Source organism: Clostridium sp. (assembly GCF_050717535.1).
Classification (GTDB): Bacteria; Bacillota; Clostridia; order Clostridiales; family Clostridiaceae; genus Clostridium_AD.
On sequence record NZ_JBOITM010000087.1, the window covers coordinates 35,190 to 57,910 of the forward strand.

Below are 22,721 nucleotides of genomic sequence, written 5' to 3' on the forward strand. Positions count from 1 at the left end.
TATCTTAAATGTATAAAGTACTTATAATTGATGACGAAGAAATCATAAGAGAAGGTCTAAAAACTGTTATTGATTGGGAAACGTTGGGATGCAAGGTTATAGGTGAAGCTGAAGACGGTGACGAAGGTCTAGAAATGCTTTTATCAAAAGAGCCCGACATTGTATTTACTGACATTAGGATGCCTGGTTTAAATGGTTTAGAAATGATTTCTAAATTAAAAAAACATAAGCATGAATGTAAAGTAATAATATTATCTGGCTTTAGAGATTTTGAGTATGCCCAACAAGCTATTAAACTTGGAGCCTTTAGGTTTCTTCTTAAACCCACAAATACTAAGGAAATAATCCTCTCCGTTGAAGAAGCTATTATTGAACTTAAAAAATTAAAATCAAATGAAGAAATCTTTGAAAATTTGAAAAAAAAGGTTAAAGAAGATTACAGTTTAAGTAATAGAGTTACAATTACAGAAGATAAATCACTTAATACTAACGAAAAAAGTTCTAAGCTTCTTGTAGTTAAAGCCCTGTCTTTTATGAAGGATAATGTAAATATGGGTTTAACCTTAAAAGATGTATCAGCCTATTTATATATCAGTACCTGGTACCTTAGTAAACTTATAAAAAAAGAGACTGGTAGCACCTTCATTGATATCTTAAGTGAAATCCGTATTGACCAAGCTAAAAAACTATTAGTTCAACCCCAATACAAAATTTATGAGGTTTCAGCAATGATAGGTTTTACAGACGTAACTTATTTCAATAAACTCTTTAAAAGTATTACTGGTTTGAAACCTATGGAATATCGAAATAAGATTTGTAATAATAAAAATATCTAATAAGTTTTCTAAATTTAAAAGTTATGATAATTCAATCTCTGCAACTTAATTTTCTACATTATTATTAAAAATTAAAGAAAATAAAGAAACCCTAGAAGCATTAACTCTTCTAGGGTTTCTTGTATGATGCATCAGATAGGAGTCGAACCTTCCGAACCCTGTTTCCCCATAGTTTACATTGAATTTTGACGTGTGCTTATGTTTTTATTTTTGCTCACATAAATATTTTAATAGAATATATTAAATATATAGAGTATATGCTAGCTATATTCTGTACAAGCTCCTTAATCAACCTATTGTAAATTTATAATAAAGGCATTTAAAAATACTGATTTGATTTAATGGAACATATTTTCGATATATAACTCTTATGTTGAAAATATTTTAATGGTATATGTAGTTATAAGAAATTTAAATGACCAAATCAGTATTAACAAGTATAGTCTTATTCTAAATTTTTAAAAGAATAGGTGATAAGAATATGGACAAGTATTATAACAAAGGAGAAGTGCTAGATAAATATATTATTGAGAAATTTTTAGGTGAAGGACGTTATGGTATTGCATATTTAGGAGTAAATGATAAAGGTGAAAAATGTGTAATAAAACAATTGAAGGTAGAAGAACTTGAATATACTAGAAAAAAATTGTTTTATGAGGAAAAAATATTGAGACATTTAGATAATTATCTAGGTTTTCCTAAATTTATTTCAAGATTTGAAGATGAGGATAGAGAAGGCTATATATTAGAATATATGGAGGGAAATACATTTCATCAAATATTGTCTAAAACCCAATATGAATTTACCAAAGAGAATATTTACGAAATTGCTGATAAGCTTTTAGATTTGATAAAAAAATTGCATAATGAAAATATTGTACACCGAGATATTAGAACTTCTAATGTAATTGTTAATGATAATAAAGAATTATTATTAATTGACTTTGGATTGGCAAGATTCATAGATAATAAAAGATATACAAAAGAAGTAGATTATTGGTTCTTTTCTGATTTTTTAATTCATCTATATTATTCCTCTTATGTGGGCGAAGATTCAGAAGAAGAAAAACCTTGGTATGAAGAACTTGATCTATTGGAGGAAGAAAGACATTTTTTAAAGAAGCTTATGGGACTTGATGGTGAGTATAAAAATCTTGAAGAAGCTAGACAAGATCTAGCAAAGTTAAAGAAAATTAATTAGATAAATAAATAAAGTTTTGTTATTTCATATTAAAAAAATTATATTTCACTTCTAAAGGAAGGAGGAATGTATAATGCCAAATTCAGTTAGCATATATAAAATGTATCCTAAAAGTTTTAGGGCAAATATCTACACTTTAGATCCTTTTAGGATGATAGGTTTAATAGATTTAGGTATTATGTTTAATGATACCATGGAAACAGTAACCTTAGCTTTTTATAGATCTTCTGGAACCAATAGCGGAAAAATAAAGGGGTTATGGTATCCAATAGCTGGTATAAAGACACACAAAGGAAGTTTTATAGAATTTACACCATATATAAATCTTATTTTAACTAAAACTACAAGAGTTGGCAAAGCTAACAAAGGATGGCTAGCTAAATCATTATTCTTTGGACCTACTAACAATGACCCCTCTAAAATAAGAGGATTTTCTAACGGTAAACACTATGAAAACCTTTTATTAATAGGTGCTACTCTAAGAAATTTATACGAAAAAAATGAATATGAAAAAATGCCATCCTTAAGTTCTAGAAAGTATAACACCATATTAACTGCAACAGATATATATGAAAGCAATAAATATTCCCAATTAGAAAACTTCGAAAAATTTATAAAAGAAATATTTTTGGATCATCAATAATAACTACTAACAAAATATAGGGCTTGGGCATAATATATATTAAGTTAAGAACCTTAACTTAATATCAGTCTAAATAAAATATAAATTAAAGGAGTTGCCTTTATGTATAATTTAAAGGATGAATCATGTAAAGGTCATAGAAACTACAGAATAAGAGATGAATACAATAGTGAATCTTATAGTAATTTGAGCGAATCATATAGCAATTTAAGTATATCAGATATAAGTCCAAGCAGTAGTTCAAGAAGTAGTTCCAGGAGTAATTCAAGAAGTAATTCAAATAATAGTTCAAGTAGATCATACAGTAGATAATAGATCTAAAATAGTTAATTAATTAAACATTAATCTACACGTGTAATTAAAATACTAAGAATATATTTATCTCAATACCAAGATTAACTATTAATAAAATGCCTCCATATAATAATGCTACAGAAAAATATCTAGCACCGTTTGTAAATAATTTACAAACGGTGCTTTTTCGTACTTTTGCAAGTGTTTTTTAGGCATATAATAGTGATGTGGTATTGGCATCAGAATATAATTATGCCCTAAATCAACTAAATGTACTCCAAACAACAATAGATCTGTATTACATTTGTCATTACATTGTGTTACACTTTATTCAAATAATTCTTTACTTATAGTTTGGGATATATAAAGGTTTCGACTACTGAACCCGAATCAGTGGTCATTTTTCTTTTTAATCCATTTGTGAATCTTATAATGACAAAATAATCATCTTCTGTTATTATAGCTACTCTTCTACTATTATCACAGGTTTTGCTTTTGCTATCATATCCCTCATATAACTCTGCATACTCATCTTGCAACACTGATTTTATCCAATCTATTCTCTCTGCTCTTCTATGTCTGCATATGAAATTAAATATGGACACACTTATTTATGACCCCTGACAGTTCAGTTTATATTGAACACATTGAACTTGCTTTCATTCCTACTAGTATTGCTCAATTCGTTTTACAAACTTCACTTGGATTCGAATATAAAGAGTGTCATCTTGTTTGCTACAAGGACAATGATGAACCTTATGACCCTGGCTATATTTCTAGAAACTTTCTAAGACAGATGACTAAAATCATCACTGAACTTAACATTTGCAAAATAAAATTCCATGATTTGCGGCATACACATCTAGCTCTACTTTTACTCAGTGGCACAACTGCTAAAGTAGTTTCTGAGAGACTTGGCCATAGCAGTATTATTATAACTCTTGATACTTATAGTCGCATATTACCTTACATGCAAGGAGATTCCGCTGTAAAGCTCAACAATCTAACGTTGAATAGTCCAATGGCTCCTTTTGTTTCAGAATTTATTACTAATATCTTTTTTATAATTACTATAAACTAGATTAGTTACACTAGGCCAAAATATGTTAACATATCAGTTTATAATCTTGCTTACTATTTAAACCAGAATAGCTATCCTATTTCTCTATATTATTTTTATGCTTACCCCACTGTTTCTTATTATGATCCCAAAACTCGAAAAATTCTTCTTCATGAACAATTACATCATAAATGGGTTTAAGAAATATTATAATTTCTCTCATAACTTCATCAAACTCAATACTTACAGAGTTTATTTTTCTTAAAAAAGCTTCCCGCATTTTAATTCTATTCACATCTTTCATAAAGTCTTCTGTGAAAATAATATTTTCTCTTTCAATAATCGTGTGCCTCGTTTGCAATGTTTCATCTACAGCCGCCTGCAGCTTCCTTCCATCAAAACTGTTATTGTTTAAAAGAGTAAATATATCATAGAAATCTTTCATTCTACTATTAATTACTGATAATGAAATCATAGCTTGAAACTTTTCTGAAATAATGGACTCTAAAGAATATACTTTTATTACTGGTGCTTTCATATCAAGTAAGATTGGACATTACATCATTTGTGGCTTTGGAACAACAACATCCCCAAACCCAATATCTAGTTGTAACACCTTTCTCGCATTACCTAAAAAACAATTGGTCTTTACTCTTATACCGTGATAGTCTACATCTTTCTTTATCTCTTCAACTTCAATTTCATCTCCACTAAAAACTAGTCCATCATCTTCACATTGAACGTTACATATTTCTGAAAATGCTTTCCTTATATTTTCTATATCATTTGATATTTTTTCTGCTACAAAGTCTATATCCTTTGTAGGTCTTCCCTTATACTCTGTTAACATGAATATTAATAGTCCACCCTTTAATATAAATCGCTCACAATACTTTGAAATAGACAATCTATATAATATTCTTTCTTGCATGTATAACAGTAATACTGAATCGAAACTTCTTTGTTCCTTTTTGCTATAATCGCAAGTCTTGCTCTTACCGATGCAGTAATGTCTTTTATTGACATACTCATACAAGCACCTCCAAATACTGTTTTAGTATTTTTTGAACTCTACAAACTTCAGCATATTTCATTAATTTGTTAAAGTTTCTATCTTTCTTTTTTATATACTCATTAATTGCTTCTTTAACAATATCAATTCCAATTTTATTTCTATATCTTATACAATCACATATTGTCTTTTCTATATCATATATCTTAATTAAATGCCCATCTACTTCTATATTGCCAATACCTAAATTTAGTTGTTTTTGTGAAAAATATAGAAGTTTAATTGGTGGATACTCAGGAATTATAACTTTACTGCTTCTTTCTATAGCAATCTCATACTGCCAAGGATTAATCGTTGTTAAATCATGATAAGCTAATGCCGAGGTAAGGCACAATATACCTTTAGGGACTATTTTAAATACATCAACTAATTCAAAATTGAATTGAAAATCATAATCTACCCACTTATATAATCCTGTTTTTATTTTTGAAATAAAACCTGATTTTTCAAGGGTACTAACATAATATCTATTTATACCCTTGTCTGATATTTCTTTTGTTGTAGCATAGCCTTTATTTTCGAAAAATAATTCTTTAATTTCTTGTTTTATTATTTCATTCATACTTTCACCTCTTTAACAAATATTCTTCACTTGTTTTAATATGCAGTATATGTGTTAAATTAATTATACATTATATATAATTTTTTTTCAATATAAATTTAACAAAAACACTTCAATAATTTTTATATGCAGTTGTTTTGTTAAATATAGATTAGCAAGACGTTAACATGTTCACCTGAAACCAACTGGTTCATAAAGTAGTGTTCTAAGTAATTTTAAATAGTCCTCAAAGTGGCTTAATTGCTCACTTTGTTTTTTTTGAATAGTTTTAATATTGTAATTTTTATATTTTATATTGTAAAAATGTAAAGTTTGCAATATAATGGATAAGGTTGTTGAAAAAAACATATTGTTAAAGAAAGAGGAAGATTATGGAAGAATTAAGAGATGAATTAATAAAACTTATAAATGAAAAAGGACCTTTGGATGAAAGAACAATATTAGTTAGCCAAGAATTGGACAAGCTTATTGTTTCTCACTATTATTCCCAAAACCTTATTTAGAACACAGTAAAATATAATTTCGACTAATAATATATATTGAATCATAATTACCATTGTATTACTTTCAGAATATTAATATAAACTAAATATATTAAACCCCACATCATTAGATATGGGGTTACTTGCGACGGAATATTAGAACATTCCGAACTAAAGTATATTAATTATTTAAAACCTTAGAATGGTTTTTGCTCTGCATAATATGGAGATATATCGCCGTCTATTTTAGTTAATTCTTTACCATCTGCTGAAATACCAATTATATCAAAATCTGAACCCTGAAATTTATTCATATATACAAGCCATATTCTTGTTCCATTAGCGTTAATAATCTTCGCTTGACCTTCAATATTTCTCTTCTTTTCTACAATTTTCACTTGCTTAATATCAGTATTACCAATGATTCCGAAATATATGGGAAGTGAAGTTTTTTCTATGTTAGGAAAATATGTGTAGGATACTCCAAAAGTATTTGCTACACGTTTAATATCTGATTGCCAACCAGTATAAACAGTCTTATAACCGCTTAAAGTTTTCCTTACGATGGCTGTAAATAAACTATCAAAACCTACAGTATTACAAAATACAATACTTCCTTTATCAGTTTTTTCTTCATGGATAATACTTAATGGCGAACCAGGCGTGATTACGGCTTCCTCTATTGTTTTTACACCGTTACCAAATTTAATAATTAAAAACATTGAGAATAGTGAAATAATCATTATTGCTAAAACAGCAAAACCTACTTTCTTTTTCAAAAAGTTCTCCCCCCTACAAAATACTTGCTTAATTATCTTATTCTATATTATAGATCTACAATCCTTTTAAAAAATATGCACTACTTTCATGCATGGTTTACATCTTTATAGACGCTCCAACTTTGGTTCCTAATAAAAATACTAAAGCACCTGCACTTATAATTAAACAAGCTTTAATAAATTTATTATCATTAATGAAAGATATAATAGGAGAAAAAAATTCATTTTTTACTTTTAATAAACCCAACAACAGGACCTCCAACTTTTTTTATTTAATTGCTTTTGGTTTTTTTATATTTTACAAGTTTGAATTAACTTATTTTCTTAATTATACCATATGTTTCATATGATTATTTTGTAGTTCTAAACTATAAAAACCATTAAAAAATGTTATATTAACCCAAACGGAACCTTCTGGCTCCATGTGTTTCTTTCTTTTTAAATTTGATTTTCTTTTAGATAATTCTATATAACGGTTCGTTTAAAGTCGATATATTAGACGAACTAATTATATGTATATTCACCGCCATATAATGCCCCTTTGAAGGCTATTAGTTCAAGTTCGTCTGCGGTATACTCCAACCGAACACTTTGCTTATTACATTGAGATTTGAAACCTTAAGTTTATAAACATAATCTAATCTACAAATTCAAAGAAAAAAATGCGTGCATTTATGGAGCTGCTTTTTTCAATGTACAAAACACCATATTTGTTGAAGATAACATGTGAAAATTCGACTTGTCCGCAGCTTCAAACGCTGTATTTGCTACAGGAATTTCAATCCACGCACCCGTGAAGGATGCGACTCAGCGGAGCATAGGGAGAGAACCTATATTGTTTATTTCAATCCACGCACCCGTGAAGGATGCGACCCTGGAGCGATAGCTCTAAAGGTTTTGAACTTAAAAATTTCAATCCACGCACCCGTGAAGGATGCGACGTAGAATTATTAACAGACAAGTAAGAGAGTATCAAAAATTTCAAACCACGCACCCGTAAAGGATGCGACCAGAGTTTGAAATACCTAAAAGCACATCAAAAAAATTTCAATCCACGCACCCGTGAAGGATGCGACAATATTTAAAAGTGACTTTGATAGAATTACTGAGATTTCAATCCACGCACCCGTGAAGGATGCGACATTATTAACCTTATAAACTATTAGTTCTATGGTAAATTTCAATCCACGCACCCGTGAAGGATGCGACATTTCTAAATCTACATTTGATACAAAACTGAACTGATTTCAATCCACGCACCCGTGAAGGATGCGACATTAATATAAATAATGGATTATGCCAGTATAAAGATTTCAATCCACGCACCCGTGAAGGATGCGACGAATTTTATGGTTTAAAATATATAATAACACAAAGAATTTCAATCCACGCACCCGTGAAGGATGCGACTAATTTAAATATTCAAGTACCTGCAAATACTAAAATTTCAATCCACGCACCCGTGAAGGATGCGACGCACATATTATATATAATAAGGTCGAATAAAGTAATTTCAATCCACGCACCCGTGAAGGATGCGACAGTGAAAAAAGTCCATCCTTTACATGGAATAAAAAATTTCAATCCACGCACCCGTGAAGGATGCGACCGTAAAATTATTTGCTTACTTCGAGTTCTCTTTTGGATTTCAATCCACGCACCCGTGAAGGATGCGACTATCTCTCTGCCTGTCATTCCATAACCTAATGTTGATTTCAATCCACGCACCCGTGAAGGATGCGACTGTATATATAGGTTCAACTACTACTGGATTTAGAATTTCAATCCACGCACCCGTGAAGGATGCGACTTCTACATCTGCCAAATCTAATATATCTTTTATTGATTGTAAGCGTCAAATACTACCCACATTTCTTTGCATTTGAATTCGTGAGATAATAACTTCAAAGCAAGGAGGTTATTGTTATGTCAAGAACAAAAGTTAGCTATATTTGGGAACAACGAGTGGCAGACTTTAAAGCTAGTGGCCAAACAGCGACAATGTGGTGCGAATCAAAAAAGATTAGACCGGCTACGCTACGTTACTGGATTCGGGTATTCAAACCAAACAACACTGTAACTGAAAAATCAACTAGTTGGATTTCAGTTGACACCTCTGAATTGAAAGTCATATCTAAAGAACAACCCTTAATTGTGAATATAGGTAATGCATCCATGGAGATAAATTCAGATTTTAATAAGAATTTATTTTTAAAGGTGACAGAACTGTTGTTATCACTATGTTAGGAGATAATATAGTGGATAACGTTTATCTTGCTTGTGGTGCTACTGATTTCCGTAAAAATATTGATGGCTTAGCAATTATAGTTCAGGAAAGCTTTAATCTAGATCCTTTCTCCAGATTCCTTTTTGTTTTTTCTAATAGAAACAAAGACAAGCTAAAAATATTAGAATGGGAAAATGATGGATTCTGGCTTCACTACAAGCGTCTAGAAAAAGGAAAATTTAAATGGCCTTCTAATAAAGAAGGTGAAACATTAAATATAAGTCAAAGGCAACTTAGGTGGTTATTAGATGGCTTAACATTAGAACAAAAGCAAGCACATAAACCAGTAACAGAGCGAATAATCATTTGATAAAAAGTGATAAATATAAAACAAAAATCCATATTAGCAGCATGCTTAAAAGCCTTTAGAACCAGTGCTTCAGAGCATATTTTTCTTTCTTTTAGGTGTGAAATATGTTATAATATAAGAAAGAAATCAAATGAAATATGGGTGATAATGAATGGAAATTTCTAAAAATTCTCCTGCAAATACTGAAACTGAATATACATTAAATGACCTGAAAAATCGGTGCTTTAAGCAAGAGTTTCAGATTGAGGAACTAACTGCTAAGCTTAATTGGTATGAAGAACAGTTTCGATTAAGCCAACAGAAACGTTTTGGAACCTCTAGTGAAAAAACAGATATGGATCAGCTTAATTTTTTATTTGATGAAGCTGAAAAAGAAGCTGATTCAAAAATTCCTGAACCTACTGTAGAAGAAATCACCTATAAGCGCAAAAAACAAGCTGGGAAACGAGACGCTGACCTAAAAAAACTTCCAGTTGAAGTTATAGAGTACCGTCTTACTGATGAGGAACGCATATGTGATCAATGTGGTAATATTCTACATGAGATGACCACGGAAATAAGACAAGAGCTTAAAATAATTCCTGCCAAAGTAGTAGTTGTAAAACATATTAAATATGTTTACAGCTGCCGTAATTGCGAACAAAACGAAATAAATACCCCTGTAATTACTGCTCCAATGCCAAAATCAATATTACCAGGAAGCCTAGTATCACCTTCACTAATGGCATACATAATGGTTCAAAAATATGTAAATGCTATGCCTTTATATCGTCAAGAGAAGATGTTTGGTCGTTTGGATATAGAAATATCTAGGCAAAACATGGCTAACTGGATGATGCATGGAAGTAATAATTGGCTTAAGGTTGTGTATGATCGTTTGCATGTTAATTTACTAAAGAATGATATTCTTCATGCAGATGAAACTAGATTGCAGGTATTAAATGAGCCAGGGCGATCCGCGCAATCTGATTCTTACATGTGGTTATATCGTACCGGAGTTGATAATGAGACTCAAATTGTCTTATATGAGTATCAAACCACAAGGGCCGGTAAATATCCACGTAAGTTTTTAGAAAATTTTAAAGGATATCTCCATGTGGACGGCTATGCAGGGTATCATGGGATACCTAATGTCAAACTAATTGGATGCTGGGCTCACGCCCGAAGATACTTTACAGATACTCTAAAAGCAGTACCAGATAAAAAAAGCAAAGCAGCACTGGAAGCTACAAAGGGATTGAACTTCTGTAATCAGCTTTTCTCTATAGAGCATGCCACATCAGCTCTAACGGGTGAAGAACGTTTTGAGGCTCGTTTAGAAAAAAGCAAACCTCTTTTGGAGGCTTTTTCGTCATGGCTTAATATACAAAGCAAGAGAGTACTACCCAAAAGTTCGCTTGGAAAGGCCATTACTTATTGTAGAAATCAATGGACTAATCTAGAAGCATTTCTCCTGGATGGAAGACTAGAGCTAACTAATAATAGAGCCGAACGATCAATAAAACCATTTGTAATCGGAAGAAAAAATTGGTTGTTCAGTAATTCTCAACGCGGAGCTAGGGCTAGTGCCATAATTTATAGTATCATCGAAACAGCAGAAGAAAATGATTTAAAACCTTATGAATATTTAACTTACCTCTTTGAGCAACTGCCTAATACTGATATAACTGACGTGAATTCATTGGATAAGTTACTTCCTTGGTCAGCAACTATACCGGAAATTTGTAAAGCGCCAGCTGAAACAGAGATTGAAAAATTAGAAAGTGCAAAAGCATAAATTAATTCCCCCACTTCAATGGAAGGTGTGGGGTTTTTATTTCTAGTTTTTCATGCATATATGTATTTTAGAAGGTGGGTAAGGTTTGACGCTTACTATTGATTTCAATCCACGCACCCGTGAAGGATGCGACAAAGACATGTTGACTACTTCTACACCGATATTGAGATTTCAATCCACGCACCCGTGAAGGATGCGACGACAAACTACTGAATGTTGTGGAATAGACTATAAAATTTCAATCCACGCACCCGTGAAGGATGCGACTACTTATTTCAGTGGTAACTATTTTTGTATTTTTAATTTCAATCCACGCACCCGTGAAGGATGCGACAATCAATACAGGCACCGCAAATATACCTATTGTGGATATTTCAATCCACGCACCCGTGAAGGATGCGACACATTTGTAATTCTTCTTTAGATATATTCTTAAAATTTCAATCCACGCACCCGTGAAGGATGCGACCAGTAAAGGACTACCAGTATTATTTATGTTAGATATTTCAATCCACGCACCCGTGAAGGATGCGACTCTTTATACATCTCACTCTATCAACTCCTTTATTGTATTTCAATCCACGCACCCGTGAAGGATGCGACTTGGGAGTGTATTCATGAGTTGGGATGATTTTAACATTTCAATCCACGCACCCGTGAAGGATGCGACGACAGTTTTTTATATATTGTGCTATAATAAAGACAATTTCAATCCACGCACCCGTGAAGGATGCGACAATATACACAGCATGAAGCACTAAAACTAATTAAGATTTCAATCCACGCACCCGTGAAGGATGCGACAAGCAGAAGAAGAAGCAAGGTCTTTTGAAAAGAAGATTTCAATCCACGCACCCGTGAAGGATGCGACTTTCCCTTTCCTAAAAAGGCGGTGGTTAAAATTGATTTCAATCCACGCACCCGTGAAGGATGCGACACTAATATAATTGGAGCTTATGCAATAAATCATTATTTCAATCCACGCACCCGTGAAGGATGCGACAAATATTTTTCGATTTGTACTATAGTGATTATATATTTCAATCCACGCACCCGTGAAGGATGCGACTTTAAAAATACCCTATGAATTAATAAAATATTGTATTTCAATCCACGCACCCGTGAAGGATGCGACATTCTATATGCGCTGTATATTTACTATCCTTTTTACATTTCAATCCACGCACCCGTGAAGGATGCGACTTAGCATATCCTCACCCCTTACTTAATTTTAAGCAATTTCAATCCACGCACCCGTGAAGGATGCGACAATAACACACTCCTTATAGTTTCATTATAACATTTATTTCAATCCACGCACCCGTGAAGGATGCGACTCGCTACATTGGACTAGTTGAAAATGTTACAATTATTTCAATCCACGCACCCGTGAAGGATGCGACTTATAATGTTAGCAACTGATGATAATATTTCTAATATTTCAATCCACGCACCCGTGAAGGATGCGACAGGGATCTGACTTAGATATTAGAGGCATAGCATTAATTTCAATCCACGCACCCGTGAAGGATGCGACGTTTGATAAAGAAGAAACTAACCGTATCCAAAGGCATTTCAATCCACGCACCCGTGAAGGATGCGACTATTCATTTCTGCGTTATTACAGCTATTTATAAGAATTTCAATCCACGCACCCGTGAAGGATGCGACAGGAGTAGTCAAGAGATCCTTGACTACTGAAAGGGATTTCAATCCACGCACCCGTGAAGGATGCGACTACATTTGCACCTGCCAAAATACCTAAGATAGTTGATTTCAATCCACGCACCCGTGAAGGATGCGACAATGGAGCATGGTGTGGGAATATAAATGATATAAGATTTCAATCCACGCACCCGTGAAGGATGCGACTGATTCTTTTATGATTTTATTAGCAGGATGAGGTGATTTCAATCCACGCACCCGTGAAGGATGCGACATTTTATCCAGTGATAATAAAGTCCAATAATCTTATTTCAATCCACGCACCCGTGAAGGATGCGACAAGACCTAACCTAGCGTAAGAAACATATAATTGTTATTTCAATCCACGCACCCGTGAAGGATGCGACAGTTGGGGTCTTGCCACTTAAACTTCTTAATTTAATTTCAATCCACGCACCCGTGAAGGATGCGACAAAATATGGACGTAATTATTGCAAAAGCTTTAAGTATTTCAATCCACGCACCCGTGAAGGATGCGACTATATTTTCAGTTTTACTAGCCTCAAAACTTTTAGATTTCAATCCACGCACCCGTGAAGGATGCGACAAACATTCATAGTTGCCATTAAAACTTTTAAAGCTATTTCAATCCACGCACCCGTGAAGGATGCGACAAGGCAGGTGGAGTTACTGTACCTGGATTGTTTAATTTCAATCCACGCACCCGTGAAGGATGCGACTAAACAGGATTTAAAACAAATAAAAGCTCAAAAGGTATTTCAATCCACGCACCCGTGAAGGATGCGACATAGACAATGGATAAAAACATCTTTGACTATATGCATTTCAATCCACGCACCCGTGAAGGATGCGACTATATAATATTTGTTGAAGGTATTGATTCGTTGGATTTCAATCCACGCACCCGTGAAGGATGCGACTTCTGAAGTCATCATCGTTTTAATTGTTTTTAATATTTCAATCCACGCACCCGTGAAGGATGCGACCCGCCAGTTTTTTCTTTAACTTCTGCCATAAATTTAATTTCAATCCACGCACCCGTGAAGGATGCGACCGAATATAGAAAAAATGGAAGCAAAGGCTACAGCGATTTCAATCCACGCACCCGTGAAGGATGCGACAAATAAATGTAAAATATAAAAGAAAAGTATTGACAATTTCAATCCACGCACCCGTGAAGGATGCGACCTTCTTTTTGTTGTTGTTCTGCTATTATTTCTTCTATTTCAATCCACGCACCCGTGAAGGATGCGACGGTAATAATTAGGTTGGTAGGTAAATTAACATTAATTTCAATCCACGCACCCGTGAAGGATGCGACATAAATTTATTCATATACCTTATTGAAGAGTTTAGATTTCAATCCACGCACCCGTGAAGGATGCGACAACTAGTAGGTTTAGATATTTGGAATGTTATCGAGATTTCAATCCACGCACCCGTGAAGGATGCGACACTAATATCCCTCCAGTACCCTATGCAATTCTAACATTTCAATCCACGCACCCGTGAAGGATGCGACCTTATTTACCATCAAATGCTTATACATTTTTTGCAATTTCAATCCACGCACCCGTGAAGGATGCGACTATCTCTGCTTATTAAACAAACTAATAAACATAGAATTTCAATCCACGCACCCGTGAAGGATGCGACAGCCTAAGGTATTTTTTTATTTCTTTGATTTAAGATTTCAATCCACGCACCCGTGAAGGATGCGACCGCATAATAGAACATTTAAATTATATTACTTAAAATATTAACATAATTCATTAAGAAATCAGTAAATATTTTTAATAATATTAGCATTTTTAATTGACATTTAATATAATTTCAATTACGACTCATTATTTATCAGTTTTTAACAGCGAACCTTCCGGGTTTTCGTGTTTGCTTACCTTTCGCAGATATTAAATAATAATTACATCATCAATAGGATGGTAAGTGTTATTTTTACCCATTAGCTCAACTCTGCTTTCCCATTTTTTCCCTAAAAGATAGAATCTTAAACTATCTTTATCCTTATCAATTATCTTAAATAAAGAACTCTTTAGAGCTACAAATTGCGCTGGATCTAACAAACATTCAAAAACAGAGTTTTGAACCCTCTGACCATTATTAACGCATACTTTTGCTACTCTTCTTAACCTTGTTTTTCCACCATCGCTTTCGGTATTTACATCATAAGTTACCAAAACCATCAAGATTATTCACCCACCTAACTCATAAAAAATGGAGGATATTCCTCAATATCATTCCTTAAAAACCTAGCCATCAGCATTGCCTGTACATATGGTAATAAGCCTAACTCTATTTTTTCATTTAGAAAAGGATGTGTTATCTCCTCCTGCTTACGTTTTTGCCAAGCAGTTAGAAATATATTTTTAGTATCCTTATCCATAATAATACCACCGCTTTCTTTTACAATAAATCCTTTAGCTGAAATTTGTCTTCGATTAATTAATGAAATTACAAATCGGTCTGCCATGTAAGATCTTAATTCCTCAATCATATCAAGTGCTAAACTCACTCTGCCTGGTCTATCAACATGCATAAATCCTACATATGGATCTAGCCCTACAGTTTCTAAAGCACTCACCATCTCATATGTTAAAAGTGTATAAGCATAAGAAAGTAAAGCATTAATATTATCCTTAGGTGGTCTCCTGTTACGTTCTACAAAGTAAAAATCTTCTTTTTGCTGTAATATAAGATTATTAAATGAAGAAAAATATGTTCTAGCTGCTTCTCCTTCTATGCCTCTTAATTCGTCATTACTTAAAGCAATTTTAACATTTCCCAAAGCGGAAGTTAGCTTTTCTAAAGTATGTCTCATATTTTCAATATCAACAGAGTCACTATGGTCCCGAAGTGCCCTGCTAATTACACTTTTACAATTTACTATTTTCCCAATTATAAAATTTTTAGATATTTGAAGGGATTTTTCTTTATCATCTGCATATCTAAACTGAGTCCTTCTCAAAAGTACATTACCCTTCACTTTGCCTGTTACCTTAGCCATAAACTTACCAAATTCATTAAGAAAAGAAACCTCGACATTGTTTTCAACACACAAGCTCATAAGTTTGGGACTTATTCCTACATAATTGAAGCATACAATGCCTTCTAATATGTGTATAGGCCGCCTAAGCATTTCAATATTCTTTACCTTAATAACAACATTTTCTCCATCTCTTGAAATATAGGCTTCAGGATTTGTAACATAAAGAGTATTCAATAGATTTCTCAATTTTCATCACTCCCCCTATTAATGTATTTTTCAATGTAATTTGCAACGCTAACTTTTTTACTCGTTAGTCTAGGCATACAAATATCTACCAAAGAGCAACTTTTACAGTGCTTCCCAACCTCTGCTTTAGGAGTGACTTTTCCATCATAAACTTTATGCATTTCCATTGATATCCCTATTACTTTATTCCTTAAATCATCATTTATTTCTACCTTAATTCTTCTTTTAGTTACATTATAAAACAAGTCTGATGAGTTTAACTTACAACCTAGCATTTCTTCAATACACAATGCCTGTGCCACCAATTGGACAATATCACGATCATCCTCTTTAGGTTTTCCATGCTTATATTCAACAATATTAGGTATCCATTTACCTTTTCTTTCTTTGACTTCAATTCCTACTTTGGAACTTTTAAATTCAACAATATCAGCAATTCCCGAAAAACCAAGTTTATAAGAAACCAAGGGTATAGCACGACTGATGAACATATTTTTTCTACTCTCAACTAAAAATGGATCATCAGCTTTTTCATGCAAAACCTGCCCCTCCATGGTAGCTCTATTTTCAGCCCACTGCTGCTCTATATGAATTAGAGCCCATTGTCTCTTACAAAAATAATAATGCTGAATTCCAGAAAGTGATAATAAATCCTCCTCACCATACATCATAATTTTTCAATTATATTTACGCCAGGTATTTCGCTCTTATCAATAACTATTTCATAATCTTGGATACTACGAGCAGGGCTTTTTATATTACTTACTTTTACTTTATCAAACAAAATATGAGAAGGTGCATTTCCAAGAGAAGTCTCATGCTCAAAAACAATAAGTTTTCTTGTTGCCATCTTACCTCTTGCAGCAGAATGATCATGCTCAAACATATTAATTAACGCTTCCCAAAGTAATTCCAAATCATCTTCAGTAAATCCAGTTACCCTACGAGCAAGTTCAGCTGAGACATACCCTTCTGCTCTATACAGACCATAAGGAACGATGTGTTTTCTTCCCATTTCCGTTTTTTTCTCTTCTCCTTCTTTAGTTACAGCCATTCTGGTTATAGTTACTTCCTGTTGGAAAATAGGGTCTATACTCTTTGAAAAATTAATCTGTACTGGGCCTCTTACTGTTCCACAATTAACTTGTGTAGACATTACAGCTCCAAAAGTTCTAACATCAAAAAAGTTATCACACATAAATTTCGTTAAGTTCTTTTGTAATTCTTTGTCTTTTGCTACCTCTTTAGAATCTGTCTTTATACCTAAAAAATCATATGCTTTTTTATGTTGAGAATTTAAAGCTTCACCCTTCTTAACATAAATATCGTATCCAGGAATGTCCTCTTTTGCAATTTCAACATAGTTTCTTATCTTACGCTTTATACACACATCAGTAACAATTCCTTGTCCAGTTTCAGGATCAATTCTTGGCATATTCCCAGCATCTGGGTCTCCATTAGGATTACCATTTTCTACATCAAATAGTAAAACAAATTCATACCTCTTATTTATTACTTCACTCATTACTTCACTCATTATTTAACCTCTCCTTTTTTATCCTTTTTAACATAAAATGCTTGATTTTGATGATAATATCCTATTATAAATTCACCTTGTTCATTCAATGAAAGGTGTTTAGGAAATTCATTCACCTTGTCTAAAATTTGTCCCTTTTGGTTTTCAAGGTTAGCCCCATATTCTGCCTTTGTAGTGTGATGTAGTGATAATTTCATCATAACCGGAAAAACAGAAGCCGGTGTTGCAGACGCGCTTGTAAAATATCTATCTTTTATAGTTGTAATTCCCAATGCCTCTTTTTGTGCCTTTTCTAAAACTGCAAATAATCTACCTAGTTGATATGGTACACTTGAGCTATTTTCATTTAAACTCACTGATATCTCCTCCTCTATTTTAGATAGTTTGTATTTTCTCATCAAACATGCCTTAATTATGGCAACCCTTTTATAATTTATATCTCTATCTGCTCTAATCCTCGATATCATGGCATTATATAAAGATGCCGGATATAAATCTCCACTAAATATTGAGTTCATTAGACCTTTACTTAATACTGGTGAAACCTTCTTTGCAGTTGAAGTTTTAGACAACGTTTCATTTAAAATAATCCATAAGGGAATTGCCTTTTCATTGCCTACTATTTTTAAGTTATTATAATGATTAGCTAATCTTTTTATAAAATATTCGAAAGTGTTTACTTCATAATAGGCTATAGATAAACGTGCATTATTAGGCGAAATCCCAAGAATATGAACATTGGTACTAGGATCTAAATCGTATTTTTCTTGTCTAAGATTCAAACCAATAGAATATTTTTCTATAATATCTTTAGCCAAGTCTCTAGTTTTCGTATCTTTTTCATTGGTTACTTCATCAGCTTTACCTTCACTTGGATTAAATAATTCTGCCATTAAATCTTCATATATTCCAGTTTTCTCTGCCCAAAATACTACTGTTGCATCCCCTGCATAAAGATGGTATTTTTTATTGTTTAACATGTATTTTAGTACGGTAGTATATTTAAACATTGATTCTTTTCCGATTGGAGCATTGTAACTTGATTCTTTGCCATAGGACAAAAAACTTTTATCATTAAATGATACTATACTAGCACCTGCAGCTTGAGAATTTCTTATGCCTTTAATTGGCGTGTGAATTTTAGCTATAGTTTCATACTTTCCTGTAACTAAGCATTGCATTTTTATATCATCCTCATTGTCATCTGAATTTTTATACCACTGATTAAAAATCCCGTCATTATCATGAAGATATCCAGTTTGCCCTTCAATTTTAAATATAACATTAGGGTTTTTAGCAAATTCATCCTTATATTTTTGGATTTTAGCATTATCATACGCTTTAGCTGGATTCCAATCATTTAAAAATTTTATAAATGGGTTATCATCTCTTAATAACCTAATATGCAATTCTTTAAATCTATTAAAAGCAGAAAAATTCTCATCATCTCCTATTCCTAATGCGTATTTAACATTATCTGATAAAAAATATGAAGGAGCATTTTTCCCAGCGCGTCCACTTTGTTCAGGTATAAGCATTTGCTTAGGAAATATTTTTTTACCTTGCATTTCCCTTAGATCCATAACCCCATTAAGCTCTCCACTTTTAGATAATATCAACACAAAAGAAATTTTACCCATTGAGTACCCTTCTCTTGGCAAATCAGCTACTCGCTCTTCGGATAAAATATCATAATATTTACATAAGTCTTGTAAGATCACAATTTTTCCCCTCCCTGCAGGTCTGGAATATCTAAAACTCCATCTTTCATGGTTGGCCTGAAAAATAATGGTGACATCTCATTCTTAAAATCAATATCCCATAGCATAAAACCTAAATCTTTTTCTGAATTTACGTAAAAACTACTTAGATCTTCACCCTGAGCCAATTCAAAATTTACTGGGAATTCTCTACACCCAAAATATGGTCTATGAAAGCATTGACCTTTTGTTGCCCTTCTTAATCCAATATTATAATGTTTTTCCTTAGTATCCGTTTCTCCAGCTTTATCTGTTAATTCAAAGTGAGCTTCGATATAATAACAAACATCCCTTAATACAAGAGAAGCTCTTTGAACTATATCATCTGTACTCTGATAAAGTTTAACTTCCTTATTTCCCATATAGGCTCTTTTTACAGTACTCATTGATATTTTCCCAAGTAGTTCATTTCGTCTAATGTTTTCAAATTTTATAGGTTTTATTACAGTAATTTTATCTATTATCCATCGAATGGCAGGTTTCCAATAAATGGCTTCTATTATTCCTCTTGCAGCCGATGGTGTTATAACATCATAACTTACTCTCTCGACCTTCATTTCCGGTCTAGTAAAACAAGCATAATCTCCCCATATCTTTAATTTAATGCCATAAGCCATAACTAAAATCTCCTCCTAACAACTTGATTTTTTCTAGATTATTAACATTTCTTTATTTCCTAATACTAATCCTGTGTTTTTATCATAAAATCCTTCCTTACAAGAAAGCACATAAAACCGTCCAGATATTATAGTTATAACACCTTCATCAATTAACTTTTTTAATTGTATCTCATGAATACTAATAGTATATGGCTGTAATTTTCTTACCTGACTATTTGGGTACTGGGTGTATTTTAGAGCCTCTATAATATCATCAGCAGCTTTATCAAAAGGTATTATTAAACTCTCTGTTTCATTTATTAACTTATAATCTTTTGCCGTTTTATTAAAATTAAATACTAGGTCTTTAGCCCCTTCTTCGAAATTTTCCATAATATTTTTCACATCAAGTCTATCTTTTTCCACATCATACAATAGATTAAAATATTCTGATATAGCATCTAATGATAATGGGTCCTCAAAATTCTTTAATACCTGCCTTCCGCACTCTGCTGTTCTACTTTGAAACATAATAGCTTTACCATAGTCTTCTGTAGAATTAAAAACATAAACTTTACCTTTATCTAGTTCCCCTTCTCTGTTACATCTCCCTGCAGCTTGAGCTATGGAATCAATTCCTGTAAGACTTCTATAAACTACTGGAAAACTAATATCCACTCCACATTCAATTAATTGAGTTGAAATAACTTTACAAGACTCATGATTTTTTAATTTAACTCTTATTTCCTCTAATATCTCGGTTCTATGCTTAGAGCACATTTTTGCACTTAAGTGAAATAAATTTTTCTTCGGTAAATGCTCATATAGCTTTTGTGCATGATTTCTAGTATTAACGATGACTAATACCTGATTTAATTCATTGATATTTGAAGCCAGTTTTTCATCACTTAATTGTTCAATAAACTCAACCTCAACTCGATTTAGTGCTTTATATAATGTTTCAGGGTTATTTATTATTTCTATGGGCTCTTGAGATAACAAGTTTTCTGGAAAATCAGGTTTAGTAGCAGTAGTCAAAACTACACTTGTATTATAATTATTAACAAGCTCATTAATAGCAGCTAGTGAAGGCTTTAAAAACTTAATTGGTATCATCTGTGCCTCGTCAATAATAACAATACTATTTGATATATTATGAAGCTTTCTACACCTGGAACTTTTGTTTGCAAAAAGAGACTCGAAAAATTGGACATTGGTAGTTACTATTATTGGAATATCCCAATTTTCAGATGCATACTTTAGTTTCTGCATACTATAAGCCTCTTCTTTAACTCCATTTCCATTTATGCTAAAATCAAAATTACTATGATGCTCTAATACACTTTTTTCGCCAAAAATATTTTTATACACCTTCGCATTTTGTTCAATAATACTAGTATATGGAATTACACATATAATTTTTTTCATGTTATTGTACTTTAAATGTTTAAGTGCAAATGCCATCGAAGCCAATGTTTTACCCCCACCTGTAGGTACTGTGAGACTAAATAAATTTGTCTTTTGCTCTGCGGCTTTTACACAATCATTAAAGATTTGTTGACGATAACCATTTAATATACTTTTAACAACTTTTTTACTCTTATCTTCCATATATATATCAAATTTTTCAGTTAAATCAGAAAAACTTTCATAACCACCTCTGATATTGTCTTTATCAATCTGAATAAAATCTTCTGTATCTAAAAAGTCCGCATCAACCAAAGAAGAATATAGCATTCTTATAAAAAATCCTACCGTAAAACCACCATTTCCAAATTTATTCTTTGGTATTTCTTTCATTATTTTTGATTTATCTATTTTTATTTTCTTTTCATCATATTCATAATTTGGTATCTTTTTCTTAAATCTAAGCATTAGTCCACCTTCTTCAGAACCGTAATCCATCAAACCTGAATGATGACCAGATATAACATAACCTAACAGTATTTTAAAAGTTTTACCAAGCAATTTTTCTACTACAAGTGCACCGGCTGTTGAATGATCTACTTTTTCCCCACCTTTTAATAGCCTGTTTTGAAACTCAATGCTATTTTTACCAACGTCATGTAATATTCCACAAATAAACCCCAAATGTTCTGCACCAAATTCTTTAGAAAACATTGCTGATAATTCACCCACATTTTTTAGATGCTCCTCAACCGTTTGATATTGCCCTTCTTCATTTGAATGCGCATAGTACAAAATTTCGTCTCCTTTCTTACAATATTTATTATTAATTCTAATATTCTACATTTACATACAAATTCCTTTAATCTAGTTAATTTAAAACTAACTTATAATATTGAAACTTCTTGTAAATGCCTACATTTTTCTATAAAAAATAGTTCCATTAAGCTCCTCTGTATACTTTGTCGAACTAAAAATAAAATTTGAATATAACATTATACTAACGTACTTTATATACTTAAACATCCTTCTTTACACTCAAAAACTACAACAACTACGTTCTCTCATTAAAGTGTAGTCAAAAACAAATGTATTCTGTTACAGTTTTAATTGCCTTTAACTTGCTGCATAAAATCCCAATCACAATGAATGTAAATATCGTCTTTATAAGTAAACGTT

General features: G+C 32.3%; 21 protein-coding genes, 1 pseudogene and 2 CRISPR repeat arrays. Of the genes and pseudogenes, 9 read left to right on the plus strand and 13 right to left on the minus strand.

The annotated features are described in order from the left end of the window. Positions 1-8 precede the first annotated feature (8 nt). The 4 genes from ACREVU_RS18870 to ACREVU_RS18885 all read left to right on the plus strand — a co-directional run bounded on the left by ACREVU_RS18870 (position 9) and on the right by ACREVU_RS18885 (position 2,992). Positions 9-836: a response regulator transcription factor gene (locus tag ACREVU_RS18870; RefSeq protein WP_431553142.1), complete on the plus strand. Its 828-nt coding sequence runs from the start codon at positions 9-11 to the stop codon at positions 834-836. A gap of 481 nt (positions 837-1,317) precedes the next feature. Next, entirely contained in the window at positions 1,318-2,037 is a 720-nt protein-coding gene (locus ACREVU_RS18875) for a protein kinase domain-containing protein (protein WP_431553143.1), read from the plus strand. A gap of 73 nt (positions 2,038-2,110) precedes the next feature. Beyond that, positions 2,111-2,680, plus strand: coding sequence for a hypothetical protein (locus ACREVU_RS18880; protein ID WP_431553144.1), 570 nt, complete (start codon positions 2,111-2,113; stop codon positions 2,678-2,680). Between the two features lie 102 nt (positions 2,681-2,782). Further along, positions 2,783-2,992, plus strand: coding sequence for a hypothetical protein (locus ACREVU_RS18885; RefSeq protein ID WP_431553145.1), 210 nt, complete (start codon positions 2,783-2,785; stop codon positions 2,990-2,992). 329 nt (positions 2,993-3,321) lie between these two features. On the opposite strand, the gene ACREVU_RS18890 is transcribed toward ACREVU_RS18885, so the two are convergent. Beyond that, positions 3,322-3,579 (minus strand): hypothetical protein, encoded by a 258-nt coding sequence (locus ACREVU_RS18890; RefSeq protein WP_431553146.1) that lies wholly within the window; start codon positions 3,577-3,579, stop codon positions 3,322-3,324. Between the two features lie 8 nt (positions 3,580-3,587). Between ACREVU_RS18890 and ACREVU_RS18895 the strand changes: the two genes are divergently transcribed. Continuing rightward, positions 3,588-4,055 (plus strand): tyrosine-type recombinase/integrase, encoded by a 468-nt coding sequence (locus ACREVU_RS18895; RefSeq protein WP_431553147.1) that lies wholly within the window; start codon positions 3,588-3,590, stop codon positions 4,053-4,055. A 76-nt stretch (positions 4,056-4,131) separates the two neighbouring features. Here ACREVU_RS18895 and ACREVU_RS18900 read toward each other — a convergent pair. From ACREVU_RS18900 to ACREVU_RS18910, 3 genes and pseudogenes are all read right to left on the minus strand, one after another. Next, positions 4,132-4,965, minus strand: a pseudogene (locus ACREVU_RS18900) (nucleotidyl transferase AbiEii/AbiGii toxin family protein). Next, the gene (locus ACREVU_RS18905) at positions 4,905-5,066 is read right to left on the minus strand and encodes a hypothetical protein (protein WP_431553148.1); all 162 of its coding nucleotides are present in this window, start codon (positions 5,064-5,066) and stop codon (positions 4,905-4,907) included. Before ACREVU_RS18905 ends, ACREVU_RS18900 begins: the two are co-directional and overlap by 61 nt. Then, positions 5,063-5,668 carry a type IV toxin-antitoxin system AbiEi family antitoxin domain-containing protein gene (locus tag ACREVU_RS18910; protein ID WP_431553149.1) on the minus strand — a complete coding sequence of 202 codons (606 nt, stop codon included), beginning with the start codon at positions 5,666-5,668 and terminating at the stop codon, positions 5,063-5,065. The genes ACREVU_RS18905 and ACREVU_RS18910 overlap by 4 nt, the downstream gene beginning before the upstream one ends. A 371-nt stretch (positions 5,669-6,039) precedes the next feature. Here ACREVU_RS18910 and ACREVU_RS18915 point away from each other — a divergent pair, with 371 nt between their 5' ends. Next, entirely contained in the window at positions 6,040-6,171 is a 132-nt protein-coding gene (locus tag ACREVU_RS18915; protein WP_431553150.1) for a Spo0E family sporulation regulatory protein-aspartic acid phosphatase, read from the plus strand. A gap of 176 nt (positions 6,172-6,347) precedes the next feature. Here the strand turns inward: ACREVU_RS18915 and ACREVU_RS18920 are convergent, their stop codons facing one another. Next, on the minus strand, positions 6,348-6,929 hold the full coding sequence (locus tag ACREVU_RS18920; protein ID WP_431553151.1) for a hypothetical protein: 582 nt from the start codon (positions 6,927-6,929) through the stop codon (positions 6,348-6,350). Positions 6,930-7,026: 97 nt separating this feature from the next. Then, on the minus strand, positions 7,027-7,176 hold the full coding sequence (locus tag ACREVU_RS18925) for a hypothetical protein (RefSeq protein ID WP_431553152.1): 150 nt from the start codon (positions 7,174-7,176) through the stop codon (positions 7,027-7,029). A gap of 528 nt (positions 7,177-7,704) precedes the next feature. Then, positions 7,705-8,739: direct repeats of the CRISPR family, unit length 32 nt; unit sequence ATTTCAATCCACGCACCCGTGAAGGATGCGAC. Positions 8,740-8,855: 116 nt separating this feature from the next. On the opposite strand from ACREVU_RS18925, the gene tnpA reads away from it, so the two are divergent. The 3 genes from tnpA to tnpC all read left to right on the plus strand — a co-directional run bounded on the left by tnpA (position 8,856) and on the right by tnpC (position 11,303). Then, positions 8,856-9,176, plus strand: a complete 321-nt coding sequence (tnpA, locus tag ACREVU_RS18930) for an IS66 family insertion sequence element accessory protein TnpA (protein ID WP_431553153.1) — start codon at positions 8,856-8,858, stop codon at positions 9,174-9,176. 11 nt (positions 9,177-9,187) lie between these two features. Continuing rightward, entirely contained in the window at positions 9,188-9,526 is a 339-nt protein-coding gene (gene tnpB / locus ACREVU_RS18935) for an IS66 family insertion sequence element accessory protein TnpB (RefSeq protein ID WP_431553154.1), read from the plus strand. Between the two features lie 151 nt (positions 9,527-9,677). Next, positions 9,678-11,303, plus strand: a complete 1,626-nt coding sequence (tnpC, locus tag ACREVU_RS18940; protein ID WP_431553155.1) for an IS66 family transposase — start codon at positions 9,678-9,680, stop codon at positions 11,301-11,303. 101 nt (positions 11,304-11,404) lie between these two features. Beyond that, positions 11,405-14,711: direct repeats of the CRISPR family, unit length 32 nt; unit sequence ATTTCAATCCACGCACCCGTGAAGGATGCGAC. 188 nt (positions 14,712-14,899) lie between these two features. Here the strand turns inward: tnpC and cas2 are convergent. From cas2 to cas3, 7 genes are read right to left on the minus strand one after another with little or no spacing between them, the layout of a single operon-like run. Next, on the minus strand, positions 14,900-15,193 hold the full coding sequence (gene cas2, locus ACREVU_RS18945; RefSeq protein ID WP_431553156.1) for a CRISPR-associated endonuclease Cas2: 294 nt from the start codon (positions 15,191-15,193) through the stop codon (positions 14,900-14,902). A 14-nt stretch (positions 15,194-15,207) separates the two neighbouring features. Further along, positions 15,208-16,239: a type I-C CRISPR-associated endonuclease Cas1c gene (gene cas1c, locus ACREVU_RS18950; RefSeq protein ID WP_431553157.1), complete on the minus strand. Its 1,032-nt coding sequence runs from the start codon at positions 16,237-16,239 to the stop codon at positions 15,208-15,210. Further along, positions 16,236-16,910, minus strand: coding sequence for a CRISPR-associated protein Cas4 (gene cas4, locus ACREVU_RS18955; RefSeq protein ID WP_431553158.1), 675 nt, complete (start codon positions 16,908-16,910; stop codon positions 16,236-16,238). Before cas4 ends, cas1c begins: the two co-directional genes overlap by 4 nt. Continuing rightward, positions 16,907-17,764, minus strand: a complete 858-nt coding sequence (gene cas7c, locus ACREVU_RS18960; protein WP_431553173.1) for a type I-C CRISPR-associated protein Cas7/Csd2 — start codon at positions 17,762-17,764, stop codon at positions 16,907-16,909. Before cas7c ends, cas4 begins: the two co-directional genes overlap by 4 nt. Positions 17,765-17,775: 11 nt before the next feature. Beyond that, on the minus strand, positions 17,776-19,497 hold the full coding sequence (gene cas8c / locus ACREVU_RS18965; RefSeq protein ID WP_431553159.1) for a type I-C CRISPR-associated protein Cas8c/Csd1: 1,722 nt from the start codon (positions 19,495-19,497) through the stop codon (positions 17,776-17,778). Next, positions 19,494-20,153 carry a type I-C CRISPR-associated protein Cas5c gene (gene cas5c / locus ACREVU_RS18970; RefSeq protein WP_431553160.1) on the minus strand — a complete coding sequence of 220 codons (660 nt, stop codon included), beginning with the start codon at positions 20,151-20,153 and terminating at the stop codon, positions 19,494-19,496. The genes cas8c and cas5c overlap by 4 nt, the downstream gene beginning before the upstream one ends. Before the next feature lie 33 nt (positions 20,154-20,186). After that, the gene (cas3, locus tag ACREVU_RS18975; protein WP_431553161.1) at positions 20,187-22,337 is read right to left on the minus strand and encodes a CRISPR-associated helicase Cas3'; all 2,151 of its coding nucleotides are present in this window, start codon (positions 22,335-22,337) and stop codon (positions 20,187-20,189) included. Positions 22,338-22,721 lie beyond the last annotated feature (384 nt).

Bases quoted from the DNA above. Each gene is read 5' to 3' on its own strand.
- ACREVU_RS18885 (WP_431553145.1), top strand. From the start codon at position 2,783: ATGTATAATTTAAAGGATGAATCATGTAAAGGTCATAGAAACTACAGA.
- ACREVU_RS18880 (WP_431553144.1), top strand. From the start codon at position 2,111: ATGCCAAATTCAGTTAGCATATATAAAATGTATCCTAAAAGTTTTAGG.
- ACREVU_RS18905 (WP_431553148.1), bottom strand. From the start codon at position 5,066: ATGAGTATGTCAATAAAAGACATTACTGCATCGGTAAGAGCAAGACTT.
- ACREVU_RS18895 (WP_431553147.1), top strand. From the start codon at position 3,588: ATGACCCCTGACAGTTCAGTTTATATTGAACACATTGAACTTGCTTTC.
- ACREVU_RS18910 (WP_431553149.1), bottom strand. From the start codon at position 5,668: ATGAATGAAATAATAAAACAAGAAATTAAAGAATTATTTTTCGAAAAT.
- cas7c (WP_431553173.1), bottom strand. From the start codon at position 17,764: ATGAGTGAAGTAATAAATAAGAGGTATGAATTTGTTTTACTATTTGAT.
- cas5c (WP_431553160.1), bottom strand. From the start codon at position 20,153: ATGGCTTATGGCATTAAATTAAAGATATGGGGAGATTATGCTTGTTTT.
- tnpA (WP_431553153.1), top strand. From the start codon at position 8,856: ATGTCAAGAACAAAAGTTAGCTATATTTGGGAACAACGAGTGGCAGAC.
- ACREVU_RS18915 (WP_431553150.1), top strand. From the start codon at position 6,040: ATGGAAGAATTAAGAGATGAATTAATAAAACTTATAAATGAAAAAGGA.
- tnpC (WP_431553155.1), top strand. From the start codon at position 9,678: ATGGAAATTTCTAAAAATTCTCCTGCAAATACTGAAACTGAATATACA.
- ACREVU_RS18875 (WP_431553143.1), top strand. From the start codon at position 1,318: ATGGACAAGTATTATAACAAAGGAGAAGTGCTAGATAAATATATTATT.
- ACREVU_RS18870 (WP_431553142.1), top strand. From the start codon at position 9: ATGTATAAAGTACTTATAATTGATGACGAAGAAATCATAAGAGAAGGT.
- cas4 (WP_431553158.1), bottom strand. From the start codon at position 16,910: ATGATGTATGGTGAGGAGGATTTATTATCACTTTCTGGAATTCAGCAT.